Genomic DNA, 23,633 nt, shown 5'->3' on the forward strand with positions numbered 1-23,633 from the left:
GAGAGAAGCGGGGATGAAAGGATATCTCTATGCTTTTGCTGAAGGAGGCCGCTGGTCGGCCTGCGTGACGATATCCCGGGAAGTCGATCTGGCTTATCGGCTGGATGATGATTTTCGCAGGGCGGCGGAAGCAGAGGCGGGCTGCGACGGTGAAGGGGCGGCTAGACGTCCCGGCGGACGGGCGGATGTCGTCCTGCTGCTGGACGAGCCGCTGCCGCTCGGCAGCGCCTTCGCCGCGGCGGAGCTGTTCGCCCGGCGGGCGGGGCGCGTGCAGGGCGAAGCGGGAGCCGCCCGGCTGCTGCGCGCCTGTGTGCGCGAGGCGGAGCCGCGCAGCGGCTGGCCCGGGCTTGCGGGCTTGAACCGGAGCTTCGGCCGGGAGCAACCGGCGGGGGATGTGCGCCGCATTGCCGCTGTGCGGTTTGGACGGGCCTCAGGGGAACGGGAGGCCCGGGCATTGGCGGCGGCTGCACGGGAAGCCGCCGCCGCGCTTGAGGGGCGTGCGCTTCTGCGCAGCGAAGCGCACGCCCTGCTCGGCGCGGCCGGGCCCGCGCCCGCCCGCTGGAGCGCCGCGTTCGCCGACGCGGCGCTCCAGCTCGCGGCCCTGCTGGGCCGGCTGCGCCTCGGCAGCGCCATCGCCCGCTGCGACGGTGTCCGCGGGCGACGGCGCAAGCGCCGCTGCCTCCGCTGCGGCAGCGGCGAGGCGCACATGCGCCGCACGCCCTGTGCGGCGTGCGGCCGCGTCTGCGCCTACTGCGAAGCGTGCCTGCTGCTGGGCCGATGCAGGGAATGCACGCTGCTCATCAGCGGCATTCCCGAAGGCGGCACATCCGTCCGCATGCGCACGGCGGACGAGCTGCCGCCCATTCCGGCGCGGCTTGAACGCTGGGGGCTCAGCCCGGCCCAATCCGACGCGGCGGCGGCAGCCCTTCGCTGGCTGGAATCCGCGGACGGTGACGCACACCGCAGCATCTCCGGACAGCCTAAGCATAAGGCTGCGCGCATGGCCTCCCGATTCGGCATCGCCGGAACGCTCACCCGGAAGCGAACCGCCAATCCCGTTCACACCTCCGGCATGGAACGTCCGCCGTTCCTTCTCTGGGCGGTAACCGGAGCAGGGAAAACCGAGATGATGTTCACGCTCATCGACTCCGTGCTCGCGCGCGGCGGGAAAGCGATGGTCGCGACGCCGCGGCGGGATGTCGTCCTCGAGCTGGAACCGCGCATCCGGAAAGCTTTTCCGGAGCATGCCGTCGTTGCATTGCACGGCGCCAGCCGGGAGAAATGGACGAACGCCGATATTACGCTGGCGACGACGCACCAGGCGATCCGGTTTTCGGCAGGCTTTGAGTTGGTCGTGATCGACGAGCTGGATGCTTTCCCCTATCACAACAATCCCATGCTGCAATATGCGGCAGCAAAGTGCGTGATGCCCGGCGGTCACCGCGTGCTGCTCTCGGCGACGCCTCCGGCGCAGCTCCGGCGCGCGGCCGCGAGAGGGCGTCTGCCGCATGCGCGCATTCCGGTCCGGTTTCACGGCTTTCCGCTGCCGGTGCCGGTCGAGATCCGCGTGCCGCCCGTCCGCGAGATGATCCGCCGCAGGTCGGTGCCGGACAAGCTGAGAAAGGCCATTGCGGCATCATTGTCCAGGGGGGCGCAGGTGTTCGTTTTCGTTCCGCGCATCTCCGACACGGGGCCCGCGGCAACGCTGCTCGGCACGATTTGTCCGCCGGATGCGGTGATCGGCTATACGTCCTCGCAGGATGAACAGCGGACGGAGACGGTGATGCGGTTCCGCCGCCGCGAGCTGCGCGTGCTCGTGACGACGACGATCCTCGAGCGCGGGGTGACGATCCCGCGCAGCGATGTGTTCGTGCTGGACGCCGATGCGCCGCTGTTTGACGAGGCATCGCTTGAGCAGATGGCCGGGAGGGCCGGCCGGTCGAAGGATGACCCGCATGGGCGGGTTTATTTTTGCGCGCCGCATGCGACCCGTGCCCAGCGCGCCGCCATTCGCCAGATCCGGGAGATGAACGCGCTCGCCGCCGCCCGCGGGTATATCCGGAAGGAAACGCTTGCCGCCGTCGGGAAGCAAGAAGCGCGAGCGGGAGGCATGATGCATTGATGAAATGGACCGCGATCCTGCGAAGTCTGTTTTCGCAATCGGTCGATCTGCTGGGACCGCCGGATGCGCATTGCCTCGTATGCGGCGGGCGTCGGCGCGGCCTGCCGCCGCGATCGGCGGACGGGCTGCGCATCGGGGATTGGCTGTGCGACGGCTGCCTGGCGCGCATTCCCTGGATCCGCCGGCCCGCCTGCCCGCGCTGCGGGCGGCCCGTTTTTTGTCCCGATTGCATTCGGCAGCCGGTCCGCGCCTTCGAGATGAACCGCAGCGCAGTGCGTTACAACGACGACATGAAGGAATGGCTCGCGCTGTACAAATTCCGCGGAGATGAACGTTACGGCGAGGTGCTGGCCGAGATGATGCTGCCGGCTTTCGAACGTTTGACCGCGGAAGTATCCGCCGCAGCAGGGGACGAAGCAGGGAGGATGGTCTCCGGAACGCGTTGCGCCGGCTTGAAGAAGATTGCCGGATGGCCGGACCGGATGCGTGGAGAACGTCGGACCGCCAGGCAAGTCTGGCATGCCGTCACCTATGTGCCGGTCAGCCGGGAGCGGGCGGAGGAGCGGGGATTCAATCAATCGGAGCGGCTGGCCCGGGCCGCCGCCATGCGTGCGAACGCGCCGCTTCTGCCGCTGCTCCGGCGCATCCGCGACAGCGGCAAGCAGAGTCAGCGCGGCCGGTCCGAACGGCTTCGCGCGATGCGCGCCGTGTTCGGGCCGGATGATGCGGGGATCAGGCGGCTTGCGGAACTGCGCGCTTCCTTCGGAGTCCGGACCTCAGAGCCGGTCCGGGTGCTGCTTGTGGATGATATTTACACGACCGGTTCCACGGCGGAAGCATGCGCCGAAGCGGTCCGCGCCGCCGTTCCATATCCCGTTCAAGTCTATGTGCTGACATGGGCGCGATCGTGAACAAGCATCCGGCTTACCGAATTCGGGAACGTTATCGATACCACAACGCAGCCAGCTCCCGATGCACCCTCGAGAAGTACGCCTTAAGTCCCTATTTTTCACAAAATCTCGCATTATTCTTCCAATTTCGGTACAATAGCAACAGAGTAATCTGTGTGCATGGGGGACTGGAGGCCAATGAACCTCGATTACTGTCCGCGCTGCGGCAAGCTGTATGCCAAGGGATATCGCGACATTTGCCCGAACTGCATAAAAGAGATAGAAGAAGAATATCAACAATGTGTCGAGTATCTGAAGGAGCATCGCCACATCAACATCCAGCAGCTGTCGGAGGCAACCGGGGTATCCGTGCGCCAGATTACCCGGTTTATCCGCGAGGGGCGGATCTCCATCAGCGCCTTTCCGAACATGTATTACGGCTGCGAATCGTGCGGAGCGCCGATCCGGGAAGGCAACATGTGCCCGAACTGCGTACGGAAGCTGGCAAATGAGATCAAGGCGCAGCAGGCGATCGACGAGCGGCTGAAAGCCGACCTGCAGTCCGATCGGCCGGGCACGTATCAGATCAACCAGACCGAGCGGAAAGATCGTTGACCCTCCTATAAATTTTGTGATGAAGGCAACCGATAATACCCTCATAAGGGATTATCGGTTGTTCGCGTATTGTCGCAGGGAAAGAGGTGGCAGCCATGAAAATCAACGAGATCGGACGCCTGAGTGCCGTCCGGACATACCAGAAGCAGCAGGAGACGCGCGCCGGCAGCAAGGGCACGGTGAACCGAAGGGATGAAGTCCGGATCTCGGCGGAAGCGCAGCAGCTTCTGTCGGACAGCCGGATCATGGGGGCCGATCGCGCCCAACGGATCGACGAACTGAAGCAATCCGTATCGACGGGCACGTATCATGTCGATGCCGGCAAGATCGCCGAGAAGCTGTGGCCGTACTTGAAATAATGAAGAAAGACGGTGAGCCGGATGGCGGTCCAGGACATTGTCCGGATATTGGACGAACAAGCGGAACTGTACAGACAGCTGCTCGATACGGCCAATCAGAAGACGCCCGTGCTGGTCAAAGGGGACGTCGACCAGCTTAACGTCATCCTGCAGAAGGAACGCAAGCTGATCGCCAGGGCCGAACAACTCGAGCAACAGCGCATCCTCGAGACGCACCGCCATTTCGTATCGCTCGGTTATATATCCCGCTTGAATACGCTGCGCGAAGTCATCCAGTCGGTGAATCAGCCGGAACAGAAGCAGAAGCTCATCGAGCAGCAGCGCGAGCTGTCGAAACTGCTGGGTGAATTGCGCCGCGTGAACGAATTGAACCAACAACTGATCCGGCAAGCGCTGGCGTTCATCGACTATTCCATCGGACTTGCGGTTGACGATCCTGCCGAGGATATCGTGTATCAACATCCGCAGAAGACGAACGCCAGCGGCGGCAGGAACGGCATTTTTGATACGCGGGCCTAGGCCAAGGAGGCGGCGACGTTGAGATCGACTTTTCATACGCTGGAGACATCCAAACGCAGTCTGTTTACGCAGCAGACGGCCATCAATACGGTAGGACACAACATCGCGAACGCGAATACCAAGGGCTATTCTCGCCAGGTCGTCAGCATGACGGCCGCGCGGCCGATCGAAGCCTACGGCATGAGCCGTTCGGTGGTGCCGGGACAGCTCGGCACGGGCGTCGAGTTCACGGATATCCGCCGAATCCGGATGGCGTTCCTCGACGACCAGTACCGCAATCAGAACAAGCTGGTCGGCACCTACTCGATTCAGGCGGATACGCTGGACAAGCTGGAAGCCATTATCAATGAGCCGAGCGATTCCGGCATCCGGACCGTGCTGGAACAATTCTGGAACGCCTGGTCCGATCTGAGCAAGGACCCCGAGAATGTCACGGGACGCAAGATTGTCCGCGAGAGCGCATTGGCGCTGGTCGACGCATTCAATTCGATCAGCCGCAGGCTGAACGATCTGACGGCGGACTTGACGACGAGCATCGGCGTCAAGGCGACGGAGATCAACACGATCATCGAGACGATCGCCTCGCTCAATACGGAGATCCGCCGGATTGAAGGTCTTGGCGACAAGGCGAACGACCTGCGCGACCAGCGCGATCTGCTCGTCGACAATCTGTCCCGGATCGCGAACGTCTCCGTCGTCGAGTCGGAGGCGGGGTACACGATTTCGATCGGCGGCATTGTCGTCGTCGACGGCAGCACCTATACGACGGTTACGGCGGATGCGCTTGTTGCAGCCGTCCAGAGCGGGGATCTGAACAGCGGCGAAGTCCACGGCATGATCGTCTCGCGCGACACCTATGTGGCGGAATACCGCCGTCAGCTCAATTCGCTGGCGAACACGCTGGCGAACGGACGGATCCAGGTCGTCATTCCGAAAGGTTCCGTGCTCCCGGGAAGCACGACGCCGCTTGCCAGCGATACCGTCATTACCGTGAACGGCATCAACGGTTTGCATCAGCTGGGGTACACGCTTGAAGGCGGAACGCCTCCGGCCGTCGGTCTTCCTTTCTTCACGGCGTCCGACGGATCGGGGAATATTACGGCCGGCAATCTGCAACTGAATCCCGCAATCGTGGCCGACATCAACAAGATTGCGACGTCCATGAGGCTGGATACGAGCGGTACCGTCGTCCGCGGGAACAATACGCTCGCGCTCCTGATGAGCGAACTGAAAGAAGTCAGCTTCAGATTCGACGAGACGGCGAGCGGCAACGGCGTGACCAATGCGAAAATCGGAGACTATTACAATGCGATTGTCGGCGAAATAGGCGTCATCTCGAACCGGGCGCAGCGCAATCTGCAAAATTCGCAGATGCAGCTGGATCAGGTGGATGCCAACCGGCAATCGGTAAGCGGCGTATCGCTCGACGAAGAAATGTCCGACCTGATCCGCTTCCAGCATGCTTACAATGCGGCTGCGCGGCTGATGACATCCTTCGACGAGATGCTGAACAAATTGATTAACGGCACCGGTATTGTCGGCCGCTGACGGGTAAGGAGGAGTAAGCAATGCCATTGCGCATAACGCCGGGGATGATGCATATGCAGCTTACCCGGAACCTGAACCGCACGCTGACGGAGATGTCGAAACTGCAGGAGCAGATGACGACCGGGCGCAAGATCAACCGCGCCTCGGACGATCCCGTAGGCATTACGTACGCGCTCCGCTACCGTAGCGAGTTGTCGGTCAACGAGCAGTATCAGAAAAATGTCGATATGGCGCTCTCGTGGCTCGATTTCAACGATACGGTGCTGCAGCAGGCGCAGGATGTGTTGAAGCGGCTCAAGGAACTGGCCGTTCAGGGATCGAACGGGACGAATCCGGATGTCGCGCTGAACAATATTGCCGACGAAGTCATCCAGCTCAAGGAACAGATCGTCGATATCGCAAACAGCACGTTGAACGGCAAATATGTATTCAACGGCGAGAAAACGGACGTCATCCCCTACGATCCGACGGTCACGCCGTTTGATCCGAGCACGATTGAGACGGATTCCGGCGCCATCTACTATATGGTTGGCGTCGGCGTCAAATTGCAGATTAATCTGAGCGGCAATGACGTGTTCGGCAGACCCGGGGAAGCGGACAACATTTTTGCCGTGTTCGATCAGATCATTACCGCATTGCAGAGTGGCAATCACGGCGGAGTTTCGGCGCAGATCGCGAATATTGAATCGCGGATGGACAAGATCTTGAATCAACAGTCGGAGATCGGGGCGCGCGTCAACCGCGTCGAGCTGATGCAGAACCGGCTGAAAGATCTGGAAATCAATCTGACGGACCTCCAATCGAAGACGGAAGACGTTGATTTCGAAAAGCTGATCATCGATGCGAAAATCAACGAGAATATTTACCAGGCTTCCTTGTCCGTCGGCGCCAAGATTATTACGCCGTCATTGGTCGATTTCCTGAACTGAGGCGGCCGGAGTCATGGTACCGCAGATTTCCATTCATACGCAGCGCGGCTTGATCGGCGTTGATTCGGAACCGGGAAGGTTCGAGATCAGGCAGCGGCAGCCGGAGGTTCAGGTCGAGACGAAGCGGCCGGTCATTGCGGCGCGCAATCGGCCGGGTGAACTGATCATCGATCAGACATTGACGCATAATGCGCTCAACGGCGGCAAGCTGGAAGCTTTCTGGCTGCGTATATACGCCCAATACAAAGAGGTTGCCCGCCGGAATCTCGAGAAGATTGTCATGGATGGCAACCGGATCGGCGATCTGAGAATCAAGCAGAATCCGATTCCGGATATCGCGCTGGACGAGTTCGTCGAGGGGGCGCCGGATCTGCAGCTGTTCGGCGAGGCCAGGCCGGACAATACGAAGATTGAATACATTCCGAACAATCCGGATATCCAGGTCGATCCGGGCGGGGTGGGGATCGATGCGCAGATCCATCGTCCGGACATCCGTTATCACCGTGGCTACGTCCGGATCTACATGACGCAGTATCCGAAGGTGACGATCATTCCGCCGCCCGTGATCGAATTGATGGCGTAATCCGCGGAAATCCAGTTAGAATAAGGCTATAAGCGAGCCCCGGTTTCGCTTGTAGCTTTTTCTTTATCAAGGGAATGGAGGATTGCGGGGATGAAAATGGAGACGACCCGGTTCGGCGAGCTCGAGATCGGGGGGGAAGACATTTATACGTTTCCGGACGGCATTCCGGGTTTCGAGCAGGACAAGCGGTTCGCCCTGGTCGGCCTGGAAGGATTGGACGGCATTGCTTGTCTGCAATGCGTCGACCGCGGCGAGCTGAGCTTTATCGTCGTGAATCCGTTCGTGTTTTTCCCCGATTACGAATTCCAGTTGCCGGATGCGGACGCCGGCCGGCTCGAGGCGGAGGATCCCGGTGACCTGTCCGTCTGGGCGATCGTGACCATCAAGGACCGGCTCGAGACGGCGACGGCTAATCTGGTCGCGCCTGTGGTCCTGAACCTCAGGAAGAAGCTGGGCAAGCAGGTGATTCTGGTCGCTTCCCGGCTGGGAACGCGGCACGCGTTGTTCCCGGCAACGAAGGGGGTGTAGCGGATGCTGGTGCTCTCGCGCAAGAAAGGCCAGACGATCGTGATCGACGGGCGCATCGAGGTGACGGTGCTTGAGGTGGAAGGAGACGCGGTGAAAATCGGCATCTCCGCTCCGAGGGACGTGCAGATCGCGCGGCGGGAATTGCTGCAGTCCGTCAGGGAGACGAACGAAGAGGCGGCGTCCGCGACAATCGATGTCGGTCAGCTGCAAAAAATCGCCGAAAATCTCAAAAAAAATTTGAGATGACCTCTAAAAAAACGATGGTGCTGCCGATATAGAAATTGAGGCTTGACATGGGGCGGCCGACCCATGGCGAGCGATCCACAGGGAAGTGGAAAAACAACATTTCAAGGAGGAAAAAGCATCATGCGGATCAATCACAACATCACGGCGCTCAACAACCACCGTAACATGTCTCTTAACAACACGGCGCTGGCGAAGAACATGGAGAAGCTGTCGTCCGGTCTGCGGATCAACCGCGCGGCTGACGACGCTGCAGGCCTTGCGGTCTCCGAGAAGATGCGCGGCCAAATCCGTGGTCTCGAGCAAGCGCAACGGAACGTTCAGGACGGCATCTCGTTCGTTCAGACGGCTGAAGGCGCGATGAACGAGATCAGCGCCATGCTCGTCCGGATGAAGGAACTGAAGGTGCAATCGCTGAACGGCACGTATCAACCTTCGGACATCAGCAACATCAACCAAGAGCTCAACGCGCTGGGTTCGCAAATCAAGCTGATCCTGAGCAACACGAAATTCAACGGCATTGGTATCAAGACGGGTGCAAAAATCGCGTCCGATGATAGAGCTACGACCATCACCATTAATGGTATTGCCGTGACCGTCAACACCGCCCTCAGCTTGGGCGGATTGAGTAAAGATACGAATCTGTCCCAGATCGAAGCTGCCATCGAGCACGTTGCAAAAGAACGTGCGAAGCTCGGTGCGCTGCAAAACCGACTCGAGTACACGTCGAACAACCTGGGCACGACGATCGAAAACCTGACGGCTTCCGAATCGCGGATCCGCGATACCGACATGGCGAAGGAAATGGTCGAACTCGCGAAGAACCAAATCCTGTTGCAATCGTCGCAAGCGATGCTCGCGCAAGCGAACGCAGCGCCGCAAGGTGTCCTGACGCTTCTGCGCTAAACGCCGAATCGGCTTCCCAACCCCGGAGTTTTCTTCCGGGGTTTTTCATTTTCCACGGACCTGCTGATTCATGGAAGCTCTAAATAAATACATACGTTCCGACGATATTATATTTAAACATTTCTTTTGGTCGGAGATGATGCGGTATGGACATGCAATCCGTAAAAAGCACCGCCATATCCATACACCCCAGCGGATCAAGTCCGGCAGGTCCGGAGACGAAAGGCGACACCGCGAACGCTTTCAGCGGATTGAGAGCGTCTTCGATCCGCAGATTGAAACAGTTGGAATTTGCCGAGATCAGCGGCATGAGGGTGACGATAGGCGAGGAACAGCTCGTTCGCGCGATTGAACGTGCCATCAGGGAAATGTCGGGACCGGACACAGGACTTGAAGTGAAGATCCACGAGGCGACCGGAGCCGTGGTCATGCGGGTGATCAACAGGGAAACCGGAGATCTCATCCGCGAAGTTCCGCCGGAACGGACATTGGACATCGTCTACAAAATGATGGAAATTGCCGGTCTGCTGTTTGACGAGAAAGTCTGAGGAGGACGGGAACATGACCATCCGTATTTCCGGATTCTACAGCGGGCTCGACATTGACCAGCTTGTCAAGGAATTGATGTCGGCCAAGAGACAGCCTCTGAACAAATTGAATCAACAGAAGACACTGCTCGAATGGAAGCGGGAGCATTACCGCGAAGTCAGCAGCAAGCTGGTGGACTTCCGCAACAACAAACTGTTCAATTATAGCCTGACCGGTACTCTGAACGTGAAAAAGGCGGTTGTCACCGGCGACACCAATGCCGTCAGCGTCAAGGCCACCACGGCGGCGGCAGGTGAACAGTTGGCGATCAAAGTCAACAACCTGGCGACATCCGGCACTGTGGTGAGCCAACGCGCCTTTGACACCACCAAGACGTTGGCTGAGTTGAAGGCGGACAGCAACCTGAATCCGCCATTCAAATATACTGAAGATGACGGGAAGATCAAATTAAAGATCTACACTTCCGAATCCGCTCTCAACGGTACAGAGCTTGATGCGATTCCCGAGATCGTATTGGACGTGAACAACGATACCATCGAAACAATGATCCAGAAGATCAACAACGCCAATGTCGGGGTTACGGCATATCTGGACAGCGTGACCGGGCAATTCTCCATCCGGGCCAAAACGGTTGGCGCATCTTCGACGATCCAGTACAGCGGACCGACCGATTTCTTCAGCAACTTCAACTTTGATTTGACGAAACGGGTCGGCAAGGATGCGAATGTCGTAATTAATGGTATTGCCACGACCCGCTCAAGCAATACCTTTACCGAAAACGGGATGGAAATTACATTGAACGCGGTCAGCGCTTCGGAGAGTACAATCAGGATCGCGACCGACACGGACAAGATCGTTGATCTGGTCAAGAACTTTATCAGCGATTACAACAACATCCTGGACACCGTGAACAAGAAATTATACGAAGAACGGTACCGGGATTACATGCCGCTCACCAGCGAGCAAAAGGAAGAAATGAGCGAGAAGGAGATCGAGCTCTGGGAGCAAAAGGCCAAGAGTGGTCTGCTTCGCAATGACAGTATCCTGTCCGAGATGATCAACGAATTCCGAATGGCCATCATTGCGGATGTAGAAGTAAACGGTGTCGCTGTGAACTTGGCCCAATACGGAATCGGCACGGCCGATTACAGCCAACGGGGCAAGCTGCTCATCCTCGATGAGGACAAGCTGCGGGCGGCCATCGAGGAAGATCCGGACAGGTTTGTTGCCCTGTTCATGCAGAACTCTGCGGATCAATCGGCGACTGCGGAGGAAAGCGGTTTGTTCAGACGGTTGTACAACTCGGCGGGAAGAGCCCTTGATCGGTTGGCGCAGAAGGCTGGCGTTAGCCGGTTCAGCTCGGATCCGAGCGCCGCTTTTTCGGAGAGCAGCAATATGGGGGAAGAATTGCGGTCACTGAACGAACGGATCAAACAGTTGGCTGCAAGATTGACCATGATTGAGAACAACTACTATAAGCAATTTACCGCCATGGAAGCGGCCATCAGCCGTTTCAATGCCCAAGCCGCGGCGTTTGGATTTACAGGTTGATGGGGGAGTGAATGGATATGTTGACAACACCTCATCAGATTTATCAGCAGTCCGCCGTCAACACTTCGAACCCGCTCCAATTGATCATCATGCTGTACGATGGCGCCATCAAGCACGTCAAGCTGGGTATCGAAGGAATCGAAACGAACGACTTCCAGAAGGCCAATACCCATTTGGTCAAGGCGCAAAGTGTGATCAACGAATTAATCAGTTCGTTGAATTTTCAATATCCGATAGCCGAGCTTTTGTTGCAGATTTACGATTACCTAGTTCGAAATCTGATTGAAGCGAACGTCAAGAAACAGAAAGATCCTGCTCTCGAAGTGCTCGGGCATTTGTCCAATTTGCGCGATGCATGGCAGCAAGTCGCCAAGCGCGGATCGGCGGCTCCCGGTTATGGATGAGCTTCTTCTTCAGTTGCTGTCGGAATCGAGACGACTCAGCGAGATGGGGCGGGATGCCGGATATGAATCATTTGTCAACCTTGTCGAGCTTCGTCAGCAACTGGTTGAAGCGATTCGCGGCCGCAATTTGACGGATCGTCAGCAGGCCATGCTCCGTGAACTTCAGACTTATGAATCGATCTTGCTTGGGCATATGAACGACTTGATGAAGGAAGCAGAAGAAGCGCTTCGTTCGATCCGGACTTCCAAAATTCAGCAGCGAGGATATCAGGCCTATTCACCGGCCGGGAGCATGTTGTTCGATCGCAGAAGTTAAAAAAGCGGAAAGACTGCCGACAGAGGCAGTCTGTTTTCTTAAAATGTGTCTAATATCCAATATGAGGAAGGAAGAGAGTCTTGCCCAAGGTTTTGTTTCCTGACTACATGCTCACATTTCGGTGCATCGGCAACGAATGCGAAGACTCATGTTGCAAGAATTTGGAGATTCCTGTAAACAGGGACACTTACCTGAAATACAAACGCCTCGAGGACCGGGAATTTTCGGAGCGGCTCGTGCAGGGCATGGAAGTTTTGGAAGCCAGCAAACGAAGATCCGATCAGTATGCGGTCATCAAACTGGACGAAGCTACCGGACACTGCACGTTTCTCGAAAACGGGCTTTGTTCCATCCAGATGAAATTGGGGGAATCGTGTCTGTCGAAGGTGTGCGCCAGCTATCCGAGGCGCAGCAATCAGGTTGATGACACGTTCGAGACGTCAGCGTTACTGTCCTGTCCCGAAGCGGCCCGGCTGGCGCTGCTGAATCCGGAGGGCATGAGCTTCACCTATGTCGAGGCGGAGCAGCCGATCACGATCGGCGCAAGAATGACGACCAAGTTGCCAAGTGGGATTCCCTATGCCAAATATTTCTGGGATATCCGGACCTTTGCCGTTGAAATGTTGCAGAATCGCAGCTACTCGCTGTCTCACCGGGTCATGCAGCTTGCCGTTCTGGCGGTCGCTCTGGACGAGTCTTGCGCCAAGGGCAAGGTCGATCAAATCCCGCATATCATCCAGAGGTTCAGGGATCAGTTGGACGGAGGCGGCGAAATTGCCAAGACCGAAACTTTTCCGACCGATTTGCATTTTCAGTTCAAATTTCTGAACGCCCTGTTGCTTTTGTTGATCTCCGCAAAGGTCTCGAACAACGACAAATACATGGAGTGCCTGGATCAATATATTGATGGGATTCAGAAAGCGGGCGACGGCTTTTCCGAACAAGAATTGGTCCGCTATTACGGCGAGTGTCGGCGAAACTATTACGATCCCTTCATGGCAGAACATGAATACATTTTTGAGAATTATCTCGTCAATCAATTGTTCAGCTCGGCGTTTCCTTACGATACAGAGCTGAAGCTGTTCACCAAAGTGTTCTACATGGGCGTCATATACGGGCTGCTTCGGATGCAGCTGATCGGGATGGCTGCCTGTCATGAAAGGTTGACAGCGGATATGATCATTCAGTTGATCTATTCGTTTATAAGAAACTTTGAACACAATCAAAACTTCAAAAAAGTTCTGCTGGAGCAGTGCGAAGCCGGGAATATCCGGACCCTGGGGCATTTGTCGCTGCTTGTAATGGAATCGGATGCGATGGAGGATTCGCGATGAAGGATGCGATATACGATGCTGATGATTTGCAACAAATGCTCGAAGCGATGAAGCGCGATTTGCCTGTGGCGATCCGGCAAAGCCTTCACGTATCGGAAAAGCTCCATGAGCCGTTGGCTCCGGAAGACTGGCGGTCGATCGGAGATCTTGTCGAGATGATGGACGCAATCTATCGGCAAGCCCGAATCATCGCGGACGCCATGCAGGGAGATCCTGGCAACGAAGACCTGCTTGACGTGTTGGAACTGTTCGTACGGGACTTCCCCATCCGGTTTCAGATCATGAACCGGTTCATGGACGAGGACAATTACCGCGACGCGGCGGATTGCCTGAAGTTTGAGCTGGCCGAGATGCTCGGCCGCCTGTCCCGAGCGCTCGGCGATGAGATCGCGGTTATGGAAAAGCGGTACGAGAAGAACATGGCCTACCTGCGCGAGAAGTTTCCGAAGGTGTACAACGATCTGAAGGATGTCGAGCCGGATTGGATGAACTATCAGATCGTATTCACAAAGTCGGGCATGCCCAACCTGAAGATCAGAACCGGGGACAGGTGGGTCCGTTTTTACAGCCAGTATGATCCGGAAGCGGAAGTCGCACGCTGGGCGGCGAAAGTGGCGCAGGAACTGGGCGATATGGCCGACGTCATTTTATATGGACTCGGATTCGGTTATCATTTGCTCATGTTGAGCATGCACATGACCCATTTGCGGCTCAGCATTCGTGAGCCGGACAGGCAGATTTTCATCGCGGCCATGCACGCGATCGATCTCGAGTCCCTCTTCTCCCATGTGAATGTGCTTGAGTTGCTTGTCGGTGGAGACAAGATCCGGCAAGAACAGATGGTATTCAATTTCATGAAGATGTGCGGTTCCAATCCGGCTGTGAAATCGATTCCCGTCTATGAACAATTGAACGCTCGGGACATTCTCGAGTTCTGTGAAAATGCGAAGCTGGCGAGCATGTATTATGTGTCCTCCATGGTCACCTACGGCAAATACGGAATGCAGTGGCTGCAGAACCGGCTGTTGAATCTGCCGGTGGTGCTGAACACGCCATCTTTGCGGAACTTCAAGGGTCTGCTGGCAGGGAAGACGGCGGTCGTTGTCGGCGCCGGTCCGTCGCTGGAAGCGGATATACCCGTGTTAAGGGAACTAAAGCGTCACGCGCTGATTATCGCCGCGGGATCCACGGTCCAATCGCTTTTGCATTTTGGAATTGAGCCGCATCTCATTGTCTTCATGGATGGCGGAGATGTGAATCTGAGGGTTTACGACAATCCCGCGATACGAGGCATCCCCATATTGTTTGCGCCGATGGCGCAGCACAAGGTGATTGAATCGCTGGATTACCGGCTGACCATCCATTATCTTTTGAAAGAAGATCTCACGATGTTGTATTTGATGGGAATCAGCGATGGCGATCCATGTTTCGAATCCGTACCTTCCGTTACCGGCAACGCCATCGAAGCGGCCATTTACATGGGATGCACCGAGATCGTACTGGTTGGACAGGATTTGTCGTATCCCGATGGCCGCATGTATGCGCAAGGGGCCAAGCATATTCCGGAAGAGCAGCAGCAACTGGTACTCGAACGGGCGACCTACACATTGGAGAACGTCTCGGGCGGCCTGAACCGGGCCACTCACGGCATGGTGGTCACATTGGCAGGTCTCGAGGAAATGTTGAAACTGTATCCCGAGATCACTTTTATCAACACCACGCGATACGGCGCGAAAATTAACCACACGCGTTGGGAGTCGCTTGATCGGGTGCTTGAACGGCTTCGTGGGGAGGAAATACCCGAGCGTGTGATAGAGCATCTTCTGGACAAGCATGCAGCCTTGTATGATGAAGAGCGAAAGACCGCAACAATGACAAGGTTGTCACAATTGCCTGCTCAGTTGGAAGAATTTGAAAACCAGCTAATGTTGGTATTCGGTCTTCTGGAACAATTGCCGGAGTTGAGCAAGGCCAAATCTCCCCTGTGCATCCAATACATGCAGGACATCGAGCTAGAGTGGGGAAAGATGGTTACAAGCGTCTTGTTCCAGATCTTTATGATGACAGCTGTAAATAATGAAATCCGGGCGTTCGATCGCGACCGGCCGGAACTGGAAAAGGAAACGGATGTCGAGCGCAAAGCGGAATTGTTTGTGCAGGTATTGACTCCTCTGATCGAGGCGATGCAATCCTGCCTCCCCGAGTTGAAAAGAATCATCAATATCGCCATTGAACGCGTCGAAGCAGGCAGTAACCAGTGACCAGGAGAATGGATGAAATGTATGAAGGCAAGAAAATTCTCATTACCGGGGGAACCGGAACGATCGGCTATCATCTGACCCGCAGATTGCTCAGGGAAAATCCGGCTGTTATCCGCATCTTTAGCCGTGATGAATACAAGCAGTTCAATATGAGTCTTGATTTCCGGGATTATGCGGGGAAGTTGCGGTTCCTGATCGGAGACGTGCGGGATGAACAGCGGTTGCTGCGCGCGATGGAAGACATCGATTACGTCTTCCATTTGGCTGCAATGAAGCATGTGCCGGCCTGCGAGTACAATCCGTTCGAGGCGGTAAAGACCAACGTTGTTGGCACGCAGAATGTGATCCAGGCGGCCATTGTCACAGGTGTCAAAAAAGTGTTGTTTACCAGTTCTGACAAAGCGATTGCACCCACCAATACATACGGCGCCACGAAATTGACGGGCGAGCGTCTGATTGCTGCGGCCGAATTGCAGAAAGGCCCCCGGGACATTGTCTTTCATGCTGTGCGCTTCGGCAATGTGATGGGTTCCCGCGGCTCGGTCATCCCGCTGTTCAAGGAACAGATCCTGGCCCGGAGGGCAATCACCGTCACCGATCCGGAGATGAAGCGCTACATGATGACGCCGTCCCAGGCCATCAATTTGATGCTGAAAGCGAATGAACTGGCGAAGGGCGGAGAAGTGTTCGTCCTGAAAATGCCGATCGTCCGATTGGCTGATCTGGCGGAAGTCGTAGTTGAGGAAATGGTGCGCAAGCACGGCATAACCGATCATGTCAATATTGAAGTGGTCGGTGCGAGGCCAGGCGAAAAAATGCAGGAAGAATTGATGACGCAGGAAGAACAGAAAATTGCATTGGAAACGGACGGCATGTATATCCTGCCTTCCGTGTTCGTGGACAAGCGTCATTATTACCCGGGTGTTCTGGACGCCGGGATGGCCGGTAAAGTGACAGAACAGGATCCCATTGACAAGGAAATGCTGAGACGTTGGATTCGCGAGGAACAATTGATATGACAGGAGCTGTGAAATGGTGAAGACGGTGGCGATCGTGCAAGCCCGGACAGGCTCCACACGGCTTCCGGGAAAAGTCTTGAAAAAGCTTGGAGAACGAACCGTCCTTGGCCATGTAATCGAACGATTGAAAGCGGTAGGCAGTATTCATGAGATTTGGGTAGCCACCACGACGCTTGACCAGGATGACGCCATCGTCCATGAAGCCGAACAATACCGGATTCAGGTGTACCGGGGCAGTGAACAGGATGTTCTTGACCGATATTATCGTACGGCGGTTGAGGCAGGTGCCGAAACTGTCGTGCGCATTACTTCGGATTGTCCATTCATTGATCCGGAGATTACGGATCATTTGATCCGGTTCTATCATGAGTCGGCCTGCGATTATGCGAGCAATACATTGGAGCGGACGTTCCCGCGCGGACTTGATGCGGAAGTTTTTCGGATTGAAGCACTCCAGGAGGCATGGCGCAATGCGAATCAACCATTCGAACGGGAGCATGTCACGCCTTATATTTACCTTCATCCCGAAAAATTCAGCCTGGCCTCTTTTGTTGCAGAGAAAAATTTTTCCCACTACCGATGGACGCTGGACACGGAAGAAGATTGGCTTCTGATTCAGACGATCTACAAGCGTTTAAAGCACAATCATGTCTGCGTGACTTATTCGGAGATTAAAAGACTCATGAAGCAGGATCCTTCCCTGCATCTGATCAACGCGCACGTGGAACAGAAGAAGCTGGGTGAGTGATCATGCGAGGGGATGGAAGTTGAGAATCGGATTCCGGGCGGATGCCTCCTCCGAATTGGGTACGGGCCATCTGATGCGATGTCGCGCATTGGCACGTTCCTTGCGGCGAAAGGGAGCCGAGATCGCGTTTTTCAGCGGAAGGCTTCCGGAGTGGTTGGCGGGAGAACTCCGGTCAGACGGTTTTCGGTATATTCGTCTGGACGGAGCTCCGGATGATCCCGAACCCATGAAGGATGCGTTGACGCGGGAAGCATGCGGTTCGTATGACTGGCTTGTGGTTGATCATTACGGATGGGGAGAACGGCAAGAATCCGCTGTTGCTCCCCATGTTCGGCATTTGATGGTCATCGACGATTTGGCGAATCGCCGTCATGTTTGTGATCTTCTGTTGGACCAGAATGATGTTCTTCATATCCACGAACGATATATGAAGCTGGTTCCGGCTTCAGTCCGAATGCTGCTGGGCAGCCGGTATGCATTGCTGCGTGACGAGTTTTCCGTTGCCAGAAAATCCTTAAGGCCAAGAGACGGACATGTGCGAACCTTGTTCGTCTGCTTTGGCGGCACGGATCCGACGAACGAAACGGCCAAGGCGTTGGAAGCGTTGAATGCGGACTGTTTTTCGGAATTGACCATCCATCTGGTTGTCGGGCGCTCCCATTCCCGATTGGATCAGATTATACGCCTGTGTGAGAACGATTCCCGCATTCGGTTGCATATCCAAACCAATCAGGTAGCGAAGTTGATGGCCGAATCCGATCTGGCGTTGACATCGGGAGGTACCATCACCTGGGAACGATACTGTATGGGTTTGCCAGGACTGGTTATAGCGGTTGCCGACAATCAGAAGGAGATCGCGATGTCGGGACACCGAAGCGGTGTCGATTGGTACCTTGGGGAGTCCAGGGATGTCAGTATGGATCAAGTCCGTACCGCACTATTGGAAGCGATGAGCGATCCGGAGCGTCTTCGTATGGCGCAACGGGCGGCCTCCGAACGAGTGGATGGCTGCGGTGCGGACAGAGTGGCCGATATCATGTTGAAGGCGGACGAATGGCGATGAAAGTGTTGTTGTTGGGGCCTCAGCGGCCCGGATGGGAGGAAAAATTCCGGGCATTCGGCGATGAAATGATTCATGCGGAAGATCGTTTGACCGGTGATGAGCCCTGGCTTAATCGAGTTGATTTTTTGGTCAGCTACGGGTATCGGCATATTCTCCGCCCCGCTGTTTTTGACCGGTTCGGTAACCGGGCGATCAATTTGCATATTTCGCTGCTGCCATGGAATCGAGGTGCGGATCCGAATGTGTGGAGTTTTCTGGAGGATACCCCCAAAGGCGTGACCATTCATGTTATCGATGAAAGGTTGGATACCGGGCATATTCTCTTGCAGGAAGAAGTTGCAATGAACGAACTCGACACGCTGAGGACATCTTACAACCGGTTGACTCAGACCATCGAGCGTTTGTTTTGGGACAATTGGGAGCAGCTTCGAGCCTGCAGGATTATGCCGAAAGCTCAACCAAGGGGTGGCAGCATGCATTACAAAAAGGATTTGCATCCGTATCTGCATTTGCTTACAGACGGGTGGGATACGCCGGTTCAGGCGCTCATTGGTCGGGCTAAACTCCTGAAGGAAAGAAGGGAAACGGATTGAAGCAAGGGATTACGATTGGCGGGCGAATCATAGGCCGTCAGCATCCCCCTTTTATCATTGCGGAAATGTCGGGGAACCACAATCAGTCGTTGGAGCGGGCGCTCGAAATTGTGGAAGCCGCGGCCCGGTCGGGAGCACACGCTTTGAAATTGCAGACTTATACCGCTGATACGATGACCTTGAACCTGTCCAGTGGCGAATTTTACATCCGGGACGAGAACAGTCCCTGGAAAGGCCGGAGTCTCTATGATTTGTATCAGGAAGCTTACACCCCTTGGGAATGGCATGAACCGATCATGCGCCGATGCAGGGAACTCGGGCTGATCTGTTTCTCCACGCCGTTTGACGAGAGCGCGGTCGATTATCTGGAAACGCTGGATGTGCCGGCATACAAAATCGCATCGTTCGAAAATATTGATTTGCCATTGATACGGCGGGTCGCGAAAACGGGAAAACCGCTGATCATTTCAACCGGAATGGCGACGATCGGGGAACTGCATGATGCGGTTCAGACTGCCCGCGATGCAGGTTGTCAGGACATCGTGCTGCTCAAGTGTACCAGTTCTTATCCGGCCTCGCCGGAAAACAGCAATATTCGAACGATCCCTCACATGCGGGAATTGTTCGAATGCGAAGTGGGGTTGTCTGATCACACCCTGGGAGTGGGAGTGGCCGTGGCGGCCGTTGCGCTTGGCGCGACGGTAATTGAGAAACATTTTACGCTTCGTCGCGCTGACGGCGGAGTGGATTCACAGTTCTCGTTGGAGCCCCATGAAATGACCATGTTGGTGGAAGAGACAGAACGGGCATGGCAGGCATTGGGTAAGGTTGCGTATGGTTCGACGAAACAAGAAAAATCGTCCATGATATTCCGGCGATCGCTTTATGTGGTTGAGGATGTGAAAGCGGGTGAACCGTTTACGGTAAAGAATATTCGTGCGATCCGCCCGGGTTACGGCTTGCCGCCCAAATACCTGGACGTTGTGTTGGGCAAAAAAGCTGCAAGGGATATTGCAAAAGGTACGCCGTTGTCGTGGGATCTGTTCGGTTAAGAGCAAAATTTAAATTAAGAAAGGAAATGGAATCATGAACATCCTCCTTACCGGCGGCGCCGGTTTCATCGGCCGCTGGGTGCTGAAGAGGCTGCTTGACGACGGGCACCATGTCTGGGTGCTCGACGATCTGTCGAACGGGAGGGAGGCGAACATCGCCGAATTCCGCGAACATCCCGGATTTCGGGCGTTCATCAAGGGCTCAATTCTGAACGAGTCGATTCTGTCTGACCTGTTCGTCGGCAATCGCTTCGACATCTGTTACCACCTCGGCGCGTCCATCAATGTGCAGGATTCGATCGACGACCCGCGCACGACGTTCAACAACGACACCATCGGCACCTTCTACGTGTTGGAGCAGTGCCGCCGCCACAACGTCAAGATCGTCTTCATGAGCACGTGCATGGTATACGACCGCTGTACCGACGAAGGCGGCATCACCGAAGAGCATCCGCTGAAGCCGGCATCGCCCTACGCGGGCAGCAAGATCGCCGCCGAGAACATGGTGCTGTCCTACTGGCACGCCTACGGCTTGCCGGCGGTCGTCATCCGTCCGTTCAACACGTACGGTCCTTTCCAGAAAACGGGCGGCGAAGGCGGCGTTGTCGCGATCTTCATCAAGAACAAGCTGGACGGCAAGGAACTCAAGATCTACGGCGACGGCACGCAGACGCGCGATCTGCTCTACGTCGAGGACTGCGCGCGGTTCGTCGTCGAAGCGGGCTATTCAGACAAGGTGAACGGCGAGGTTGTGAACGCCGGGCTCGGCCGGGATATCGCCATCAACGATCTGGCGAAGCTTATTGTGCAGGATGAGAGCCGAATCCGGCACGTCGAGCATATCCATCCGCAAAGTGAGATCCAGAAATTGCTCTGCAACTACGGCAAGGCGAAGCGGCTTCTAGGCTGGGAGCCGCAGATCAGTCTGGAGGAAGGCATCCGCCGGACGGAGGAATGGATCCGTTCGACAGACCTGATTTGACGTCGGCAGGGATCATTTTGCCACCGGCTTGAAAGGAGACGACCGCCACATGTCATATGACGGCGACAAACGCGCACGCCGTACCACGCTGCTTCCTTACGGCAAGCAATGGCTGGATGAAGACGACATGGCCGCCGTCCGCGCGGTGCTCGAGAGCGACTACATTACCCAGGGGCCTGCGATCGAACGGTTCGAACGCAAAGTCGCCGATTATGTCGGCGCTAAATATGCGGTCGCCTTCGCGAACGGCACTGCGGCGCTCCACGGCGCCTGCTTCGCGGCGGGGATCGGACCGGGTGACGAAGTCATCACGACACCGATCACCTTCCTCGCGAGCAGCAATTGTGTGCTGTACATGGGCGGCCGGCCGGTGTTCGCGGACATCGACCCGCGCACTTACAACCTGGATCCGGACCGTGCCGCCGAACGGATCACGCCGGCGACGAAAGCGATCATTCCTGTCGATCTTGCCGGACAGCCGGCCGAGATGGATCGGATCGTCATGCTCGCCCGCGACCGCGGTCTGGTCGTAATTCACGATGCGGCCCACTCGCTTGGCGCGTCCTACGGCGGCCGAAAGGTCGGCACGCTTGGTGACATGACGATGTTCAGCTTCCATCCCGTCAAGCATATCACGACGGGAGAGGGCGGCATGATTGTCACAGACTACGAGGAATATTACCGTAAGCTGATCCTCTTCCGCAATCACGGCATGACGCGCGATCCGGACATGTTGCAAAGCTTCGACGGCCCATGGTATTACGAGATGCACGCCCTCGGATTCAATTACCGGATGACCGACATCCAGGCGGCGCTCGGCCACTCGCAGATGGACAAGCTGGATAAGTTTATCGCGCGCCGGCGGGAGATTGCGTCCGCATATAATGCGGCTTTTTCGGAAATGGATGGACTGGTCACGCCCTGGCAGCATCCGTCGGCGGAGTCCAGTTGGCATCTGTACATCCTCCGCTGGGATCTCCCGAAGTTCCACGCCGACCGACGGGCTATTTTCGAAGCGCTGCGTGAACGGAACATCGGCGTGAACGTCCATTATATTCCCGTATATTGGCAGCCTTATTACCGGTCGATCGGCTACAGCGGTATTGTCTGCACGAACGCTGAATCATATTACGCGTCATCCATGTCTCTGCCGATCTTTCCGCGTATGACCGATCGGGATGTGCAGGATGTCATTGACGCCGTCCAAGACGTTTGGGAACTTTTTGTTCGTCAATGACAGGAAGCGGCGGAAAAGCCCGGAATGAATTCGCTTTCAAAAAATGTTTGACTTTCATTTCCCCTGAGTGTATAGTCAAGTTGTGGGCCATGATAAAACCGTGTCGCCTCACAGCCATATGAACACGAAGGGAATGTGTGTTTGATGCAAGGAAGAGTAAAGTGGTTTAACGCGGAAAAAGGCTATGGATTCATCGAGACGGAGGAAGGCGGCGACGTATTCGTTCACTTCTCCGCGATCCAGGCCGAAGGTTTCAAGACGCTCGAGGAAGGCCAAGCCGTCGAGTTCGACATCGTTCAAGGCGCACGCGGTCCACAAGCAGCCAACGTCGTTAAGCTGTCCTAAACGTGAATCGAACTGTCAGACGTTGACCAAGGCCCCGTACCCCCGGTTTCATCCGGGGGTTTCATTGTTTGGCGGACCTTTCGGCCATACCGGCCGAAACCGGTTCGCCCGAATCCCGATAAGCGCCATATTACTGGTCTAAAAATACGAAAAATTCAAAAATTATTCACGAAAAAGAGTGTCAAGTTTTTGTAAATGCCTGGGCCGATGTGCTACAATGAAATCAGGTCAGATAAGGAGGAGTGCGATATGAGGTTCAACATCCGTGGCCGACAATTGCCCGTAACGGAAGCACTGAGGGATTACGCCGAGAAAAAGCTGTCCCGGCTGGACAAGTATTTCGAGGCGCCTCTTGCCTCAGACGCACAAGTCACGCTCTCCGTCATCAAGAACAAGCATGTCGTCGAAGTGACCATTCCGCTTCCGGGCGTGCTGCTCCGGGCAGAAGAGCGGCATGACGACATGTACGCGGCGATCGATCTGGTCGTGGACAAGCTCGAGCGCCAAATTCGCAAGCACAAGACCCGCGTGAACCGCAAACTCCGCCAGGACCGGGGATTGAAAGCGTTGTTCACGGAAGATTCGGCCGGCGCGGTCACCGTTGCCGAAGCCGAGGAAGACGACGCTTTCGAAGTTGTCCGCACGAAGCGGCACACGCTGAAGCCGATGGATGTGGACGAAGCGATTCTGCAGATGAATCTGCTCGGTCACAACTTCTTCGTCTTCATCAACGATGAAACGAAGGAAGTCAATGTCGTTTACCGCCGCCATGACGGCAAATACGGACTCATTGAACAAGGTTGATGGTTTGATCATCCAGGATTGCGGCCGGCCCTGAAGGGCCGGCTTTTCTGATATCCGGCCCGGGCGGCGGACGGGTTTGCCACGCTTCCGCCGAACTGTTACAATTGTTTTTATGAGTTGACAGACGAAAGGG

At 56.0% G+C, this 23,633-nt stretch carries 26 protein-coding genes; all 26 read left to right on the top strand.

Annotated features, from left to right (window positions below):
• Positions 1-13: 13 nt before the first annotated feature.
• The 26 genes from THECO_RS00720 (at position 14) to hpf (ending at position 23,500) form a co-directional block, all read left to right on the top strand.
• Positions 14-2,122: a DEAD/DEAH box helicase gene (locus THECO_RS00720; protein ID WP_015253163.1), complete on the top strand. Its 2,109-nt coding sequence runs from the start codon at positions 14-16 to the stop codon at positions 2,120-2,122.
• The gene (locus THECO_RS20290) at positions 2,119-3,033 is read left to right on the top strand and encodes a ComF family protein (RefSeq protein ID WP_157373489.1); all 915 of its coding nucleotides are present in this window, start codon (positions 2,119-2,121) and stop codon (positions 3,031-3,033) included. Before THECO_RS00720 ends, THECO_RS20290 begins: the two co-directional genes overlap by 4 nt.
• A 177-nt stretch (positions 3,034-3,210) precedes the next feature.
• Positions 3,211-3,627, top strand: coding sequence for a TIGR03826 family flagellar region protein (locus THECO_RS00730; RefSeq protein WP_015253165.1), 417 nt, complete (start codon positions 3,211-3,213; stop codon positions 3,625-3,627).
• Between the two features lie 95 nt (positions 3,628-3,722).
• Positions 3,723-3,986 carry a flagellar biosynthesis anti-sigma factor FlgM gene (flgM, locus tag THECO_RS00735; RefSeq protein WP_015253166.1) on the top strand — a complete coding sequence of 88 codons (264 nt, stop codon included), beginning with the start codon at positions 3,723-3,725 and terminating at the stop codon, positions 3,984-3,986.
• A gap of 21 nt (positions 3,987-4,007) precedes the next feature.
• Positions 4,008-4,505 (top strand): flagellar protein FlgN, encoded by a 498-nt coding sequence (locus tag THECO_RS00740; protein WP_015253167.1) that lies wholly within the window; start codon positions 4,008-4,010, stop codon positions 4,503-4,505.
• Positions 4,506-4,523: 18 nt separating this feature from the next.
• Positions 4,524-6,053, top strand: coding sequence for a flagellar hook-associated protein FlgK (gene flgK, locus THECO_RS00745; protein ID WP_015253168.1), 1,530 nt, complete (start codon positions 4,524-4,526; stop codon positions 6,051-6,053).
• A gap of 20 nt (positions 6,054-6,073) precedes the next feature.
• Positions 6,074-6,982, top strand: a complete 909-nt coding sequence (flgL, locus tag THECO_RS00750) for a flagellar hook-associated protein FlgL (RefSeq protein WP_015253169.1) — start codon at positions 6,074-6,076, stop codon at positions 6,980-6,982.
• 13 nt (positions 6,983-6,995) lie between these two features.
• The gene (locus THECO_RS00755) at positions 6,996-7,565 is read left to right on the top strand and encodes a DUF6470 family protein (protein ID WP_015253170.1); all 570 of its coding nucleotides are present in this window, start codon (positions 6,996-6,998) and stop codon (positions 7,563-7,565) included.
• A 90-nt stretch (positions 7,566-7,655) separates the two neighbouring features.
• On the top strand, positions 7,656-8,093 hold the full coding sequence (gene fliW, locus THECO_RS00760) for a flagellar assembly protein FliW (protein ID WP_015253171.1): 438 nt from the start codon (positions 7,656-7,658) through the stop codon (positions 8,091-8,093).
• A gap of 3 nt (positions 8,094-8,096) precedes the next feature.
• Positions 8,097-8,339: a carbon storage regulator CsrA gene (gene csrA / locus THECO_RS00765; protein ID WP_015253172.1), complete on the top strand. Its 243-nt coding sequence runs from the start codon at positions 8,097-8,099 to the stop codon at positions 8,337-8,339.
• A gap of 120 nt (positions 8,340-8,459) precedes the next feature.
• The gene (locus THECO_RS00770; protein ID WP_015253173.1) at positions 8,460-9,242 is read left to right on the top strand and encodes a flagellin N-terminal helical domain-containing protein; all 783 of its coding nucleotides are present in this window, start codon (positions 8,460-8,462) and stop codon (positions 9,240-9,242) included.
• A 308-nt stretch (positions 9,243-9,550) separates the two neighbouring features.
• Positions 9,551-9,790, top strand: coding sequence for a flagellar protein FlaG (locus THECO_RS20295; protein WP_052835947.1), 240 nt, complete (start codon positions 9,551-9,553; stop codon positions 9,788-9,790).
• Positions 9,791-9,803: 13 nt separating this feature from the next.
• Positions 9,804-11,342, top strand: a complete 1,539-nt coding sequence (gene fliD / locus THECO_RS00780) for a flagellar filament capping protein FliD (protein ID WP_015253175.1) — start codon at positions 9,804-9,806, stop codon at positions 11,340-11,342.
• 17 nt (positions 11,343-11,359) lie between these two features.
• Entirely contained in the window at positions 11,360-11,746 is a 387-nt protein-coding gene (gene fliS, locus THECO_RS00785; protein WP_015253176.1) for a flagellar export chaperone FliS, read from the top strand.
• Positions 11,739-12,062, top strand: a complete 324-nt coding sequence (locus THECO_RS00790) for a hypothetical protein (RefSeq protein ID WP_041853731.1) — start codon at positions 11,739-11,741, stop codon at positions 12,060-12,062. The genes fliS and THECO_RS00790 overlap by 8 nt, the downstream gene beginning before the upstream one ends.
• Before the next feature lie 80 nt (positions 12,063-12,142).
• Positions 12,143-13,396: a flagellin lysine-N-methylase gene (fliB, locus tag THECO_RS00795; protein WP_015253177.1), complete on the top strand. Its 1,254-nt coding sequence runs from the start codon at positions 12,143-12,145 to the stop codon at positions 13,394-13,396.
• A complete protein-coding gene (locus THECO_RS00800; RefSeq protein ID WP_015253178.1) occupies positions 13,393-15,657 on the top strand; it encodes a motility associated factor glycosyltransferase family protein in 2,265 nt (754 codons plus the stop codon). Before fliB ends, THECO_RS00800 begins: the two co-directional genes overlap by 4 nt.
• 17 nt (positions 15,658-15,674) lie before the next feature.
• Entirely contained in the window at positions 15,675-16,676 is a 1,002-nt protein-coding gene (locus THECO_RS00805; protein ID WP_015253179.1) for an SDR family NAD(P)-dependent oxidoreductase, read from the top strand.
• A gap of 13 nt (positions 16,677-16,689) precedes the next feature.
• The gene (locus THECO_RS00810; RefSeq protein ID WP_015253180.1) at positions 16,690-17,424 is read left to right on the top strand and encodes a cytidylyltransferase domain-containing protein; all 735 of its coding nucleotides are present in this window, start codon (positions 16,690-16,692) and stop codon (positions 17,422-17,424) included.
• On the top strand, positions 17,417-18,487 hold the full coding sequence (gene pseG / locus THECO_RS00815) for a UDP-2,4-diacetamido-2,4,6-trideoxy-beta-L-altropyranose hydrolase (protein WP_083883005.1): 1,071 nt from the start codon (positions 17,417-17,419) through the stop codon (positions 18,485-18,487). The genes THECO_RS00810 and pseG overlap by 8 nt, the downstream gene beginning before the upstream one ends.
• Positions 18,484-19,080, top strand: coding sequence for a formyltransferase family protein (locus THECO_RS00820; protein WP_015253182.1), 597 nt, complete (start codon positions 18,484-18,486; stop codon positions 19,078-19,080). Before pseG ends, THECO_RS00820 begins: the two co-directional genes overlap by 4 nt.
• Positions 19,077-20,132, top strand: coding sequence for a pseudaminic acid synthase (gene pseI, locus THECO_RS00825; protein ID WP_015253183.1), 1,056 nt, complete (start codon positions 19,077-19,079; stop codon positions 20,130-20,132). The genes THECO_RS00820 and pseI overlap by 4 nt, the downstream gene beginning before the upstream one ends.
• A gap of 34 nt (positions 20,133-20,166) precedes the next feature.
• Positions 20,167-21,114, top strand: a complete 948-nt coding sequence (locus THECO_RS00830) for a dTDP-glucose 4,6-dehydratase (RefSeq protein WP_015253184.1) — start codon at positions 20,167-20,169, stop codon at positions 21,112-21,114.
• Positions 21,115-21,163: 49 nt separating this feature from the next.
• Positions 21,164-22,351 carry a UDP-4-amino-4,6-dideoxy-N-acetyl-beta-L-altrosamine transaminase gene (gene pseC, locus THECO_RS00835; RefSeq protein WP_015253185.1) on the top strand — a complete coding sequence of 396 codons (1,188 nt, stop codon included), beginning with the start codon at positions 21,164-21,166 and terminating at the stop codon, positions 22,349-22,351.
• A 144-nt stretch (positions 22,352-22,495) separates the two neighbouring features.
• A complete protein-coding gene (locus tag THECO_RS00840; RefSeq protein ID WP_015253186.1) occupies positions 22,496-22,696 on the top strand; it encodes a cold-shock protein in 201 nt (66 codons plus the stop codon).
• A gap of 249 nt (positions 22,697-22,945) precedes the next feature.
• Positions 22,946-23,500: a ribosome hibernation-promoting factor, HPF/YfiA family gene (gene hpf / locus THECO_RS00845; protein ID WP_015253187.1), complete on the top strand. Its 555-nt coding sequence runs from the start codon at positions 22,946-22,948 to the stop codon at positions 23,498-23,500.
• Positions 23,501-23,633 lie beyond the last annotated feature (133 nt).

It is taken from the genome of Thermobacillus composti KWC4 (genome assembly GCF_000227705.2).
GTDB classification, from domain to species: Bacteria; Bacillota; Bacilli; order Paenibacillales; family Paenibacillaceae; genus Thermobacillus; species Thermobacillus xylanilyticus.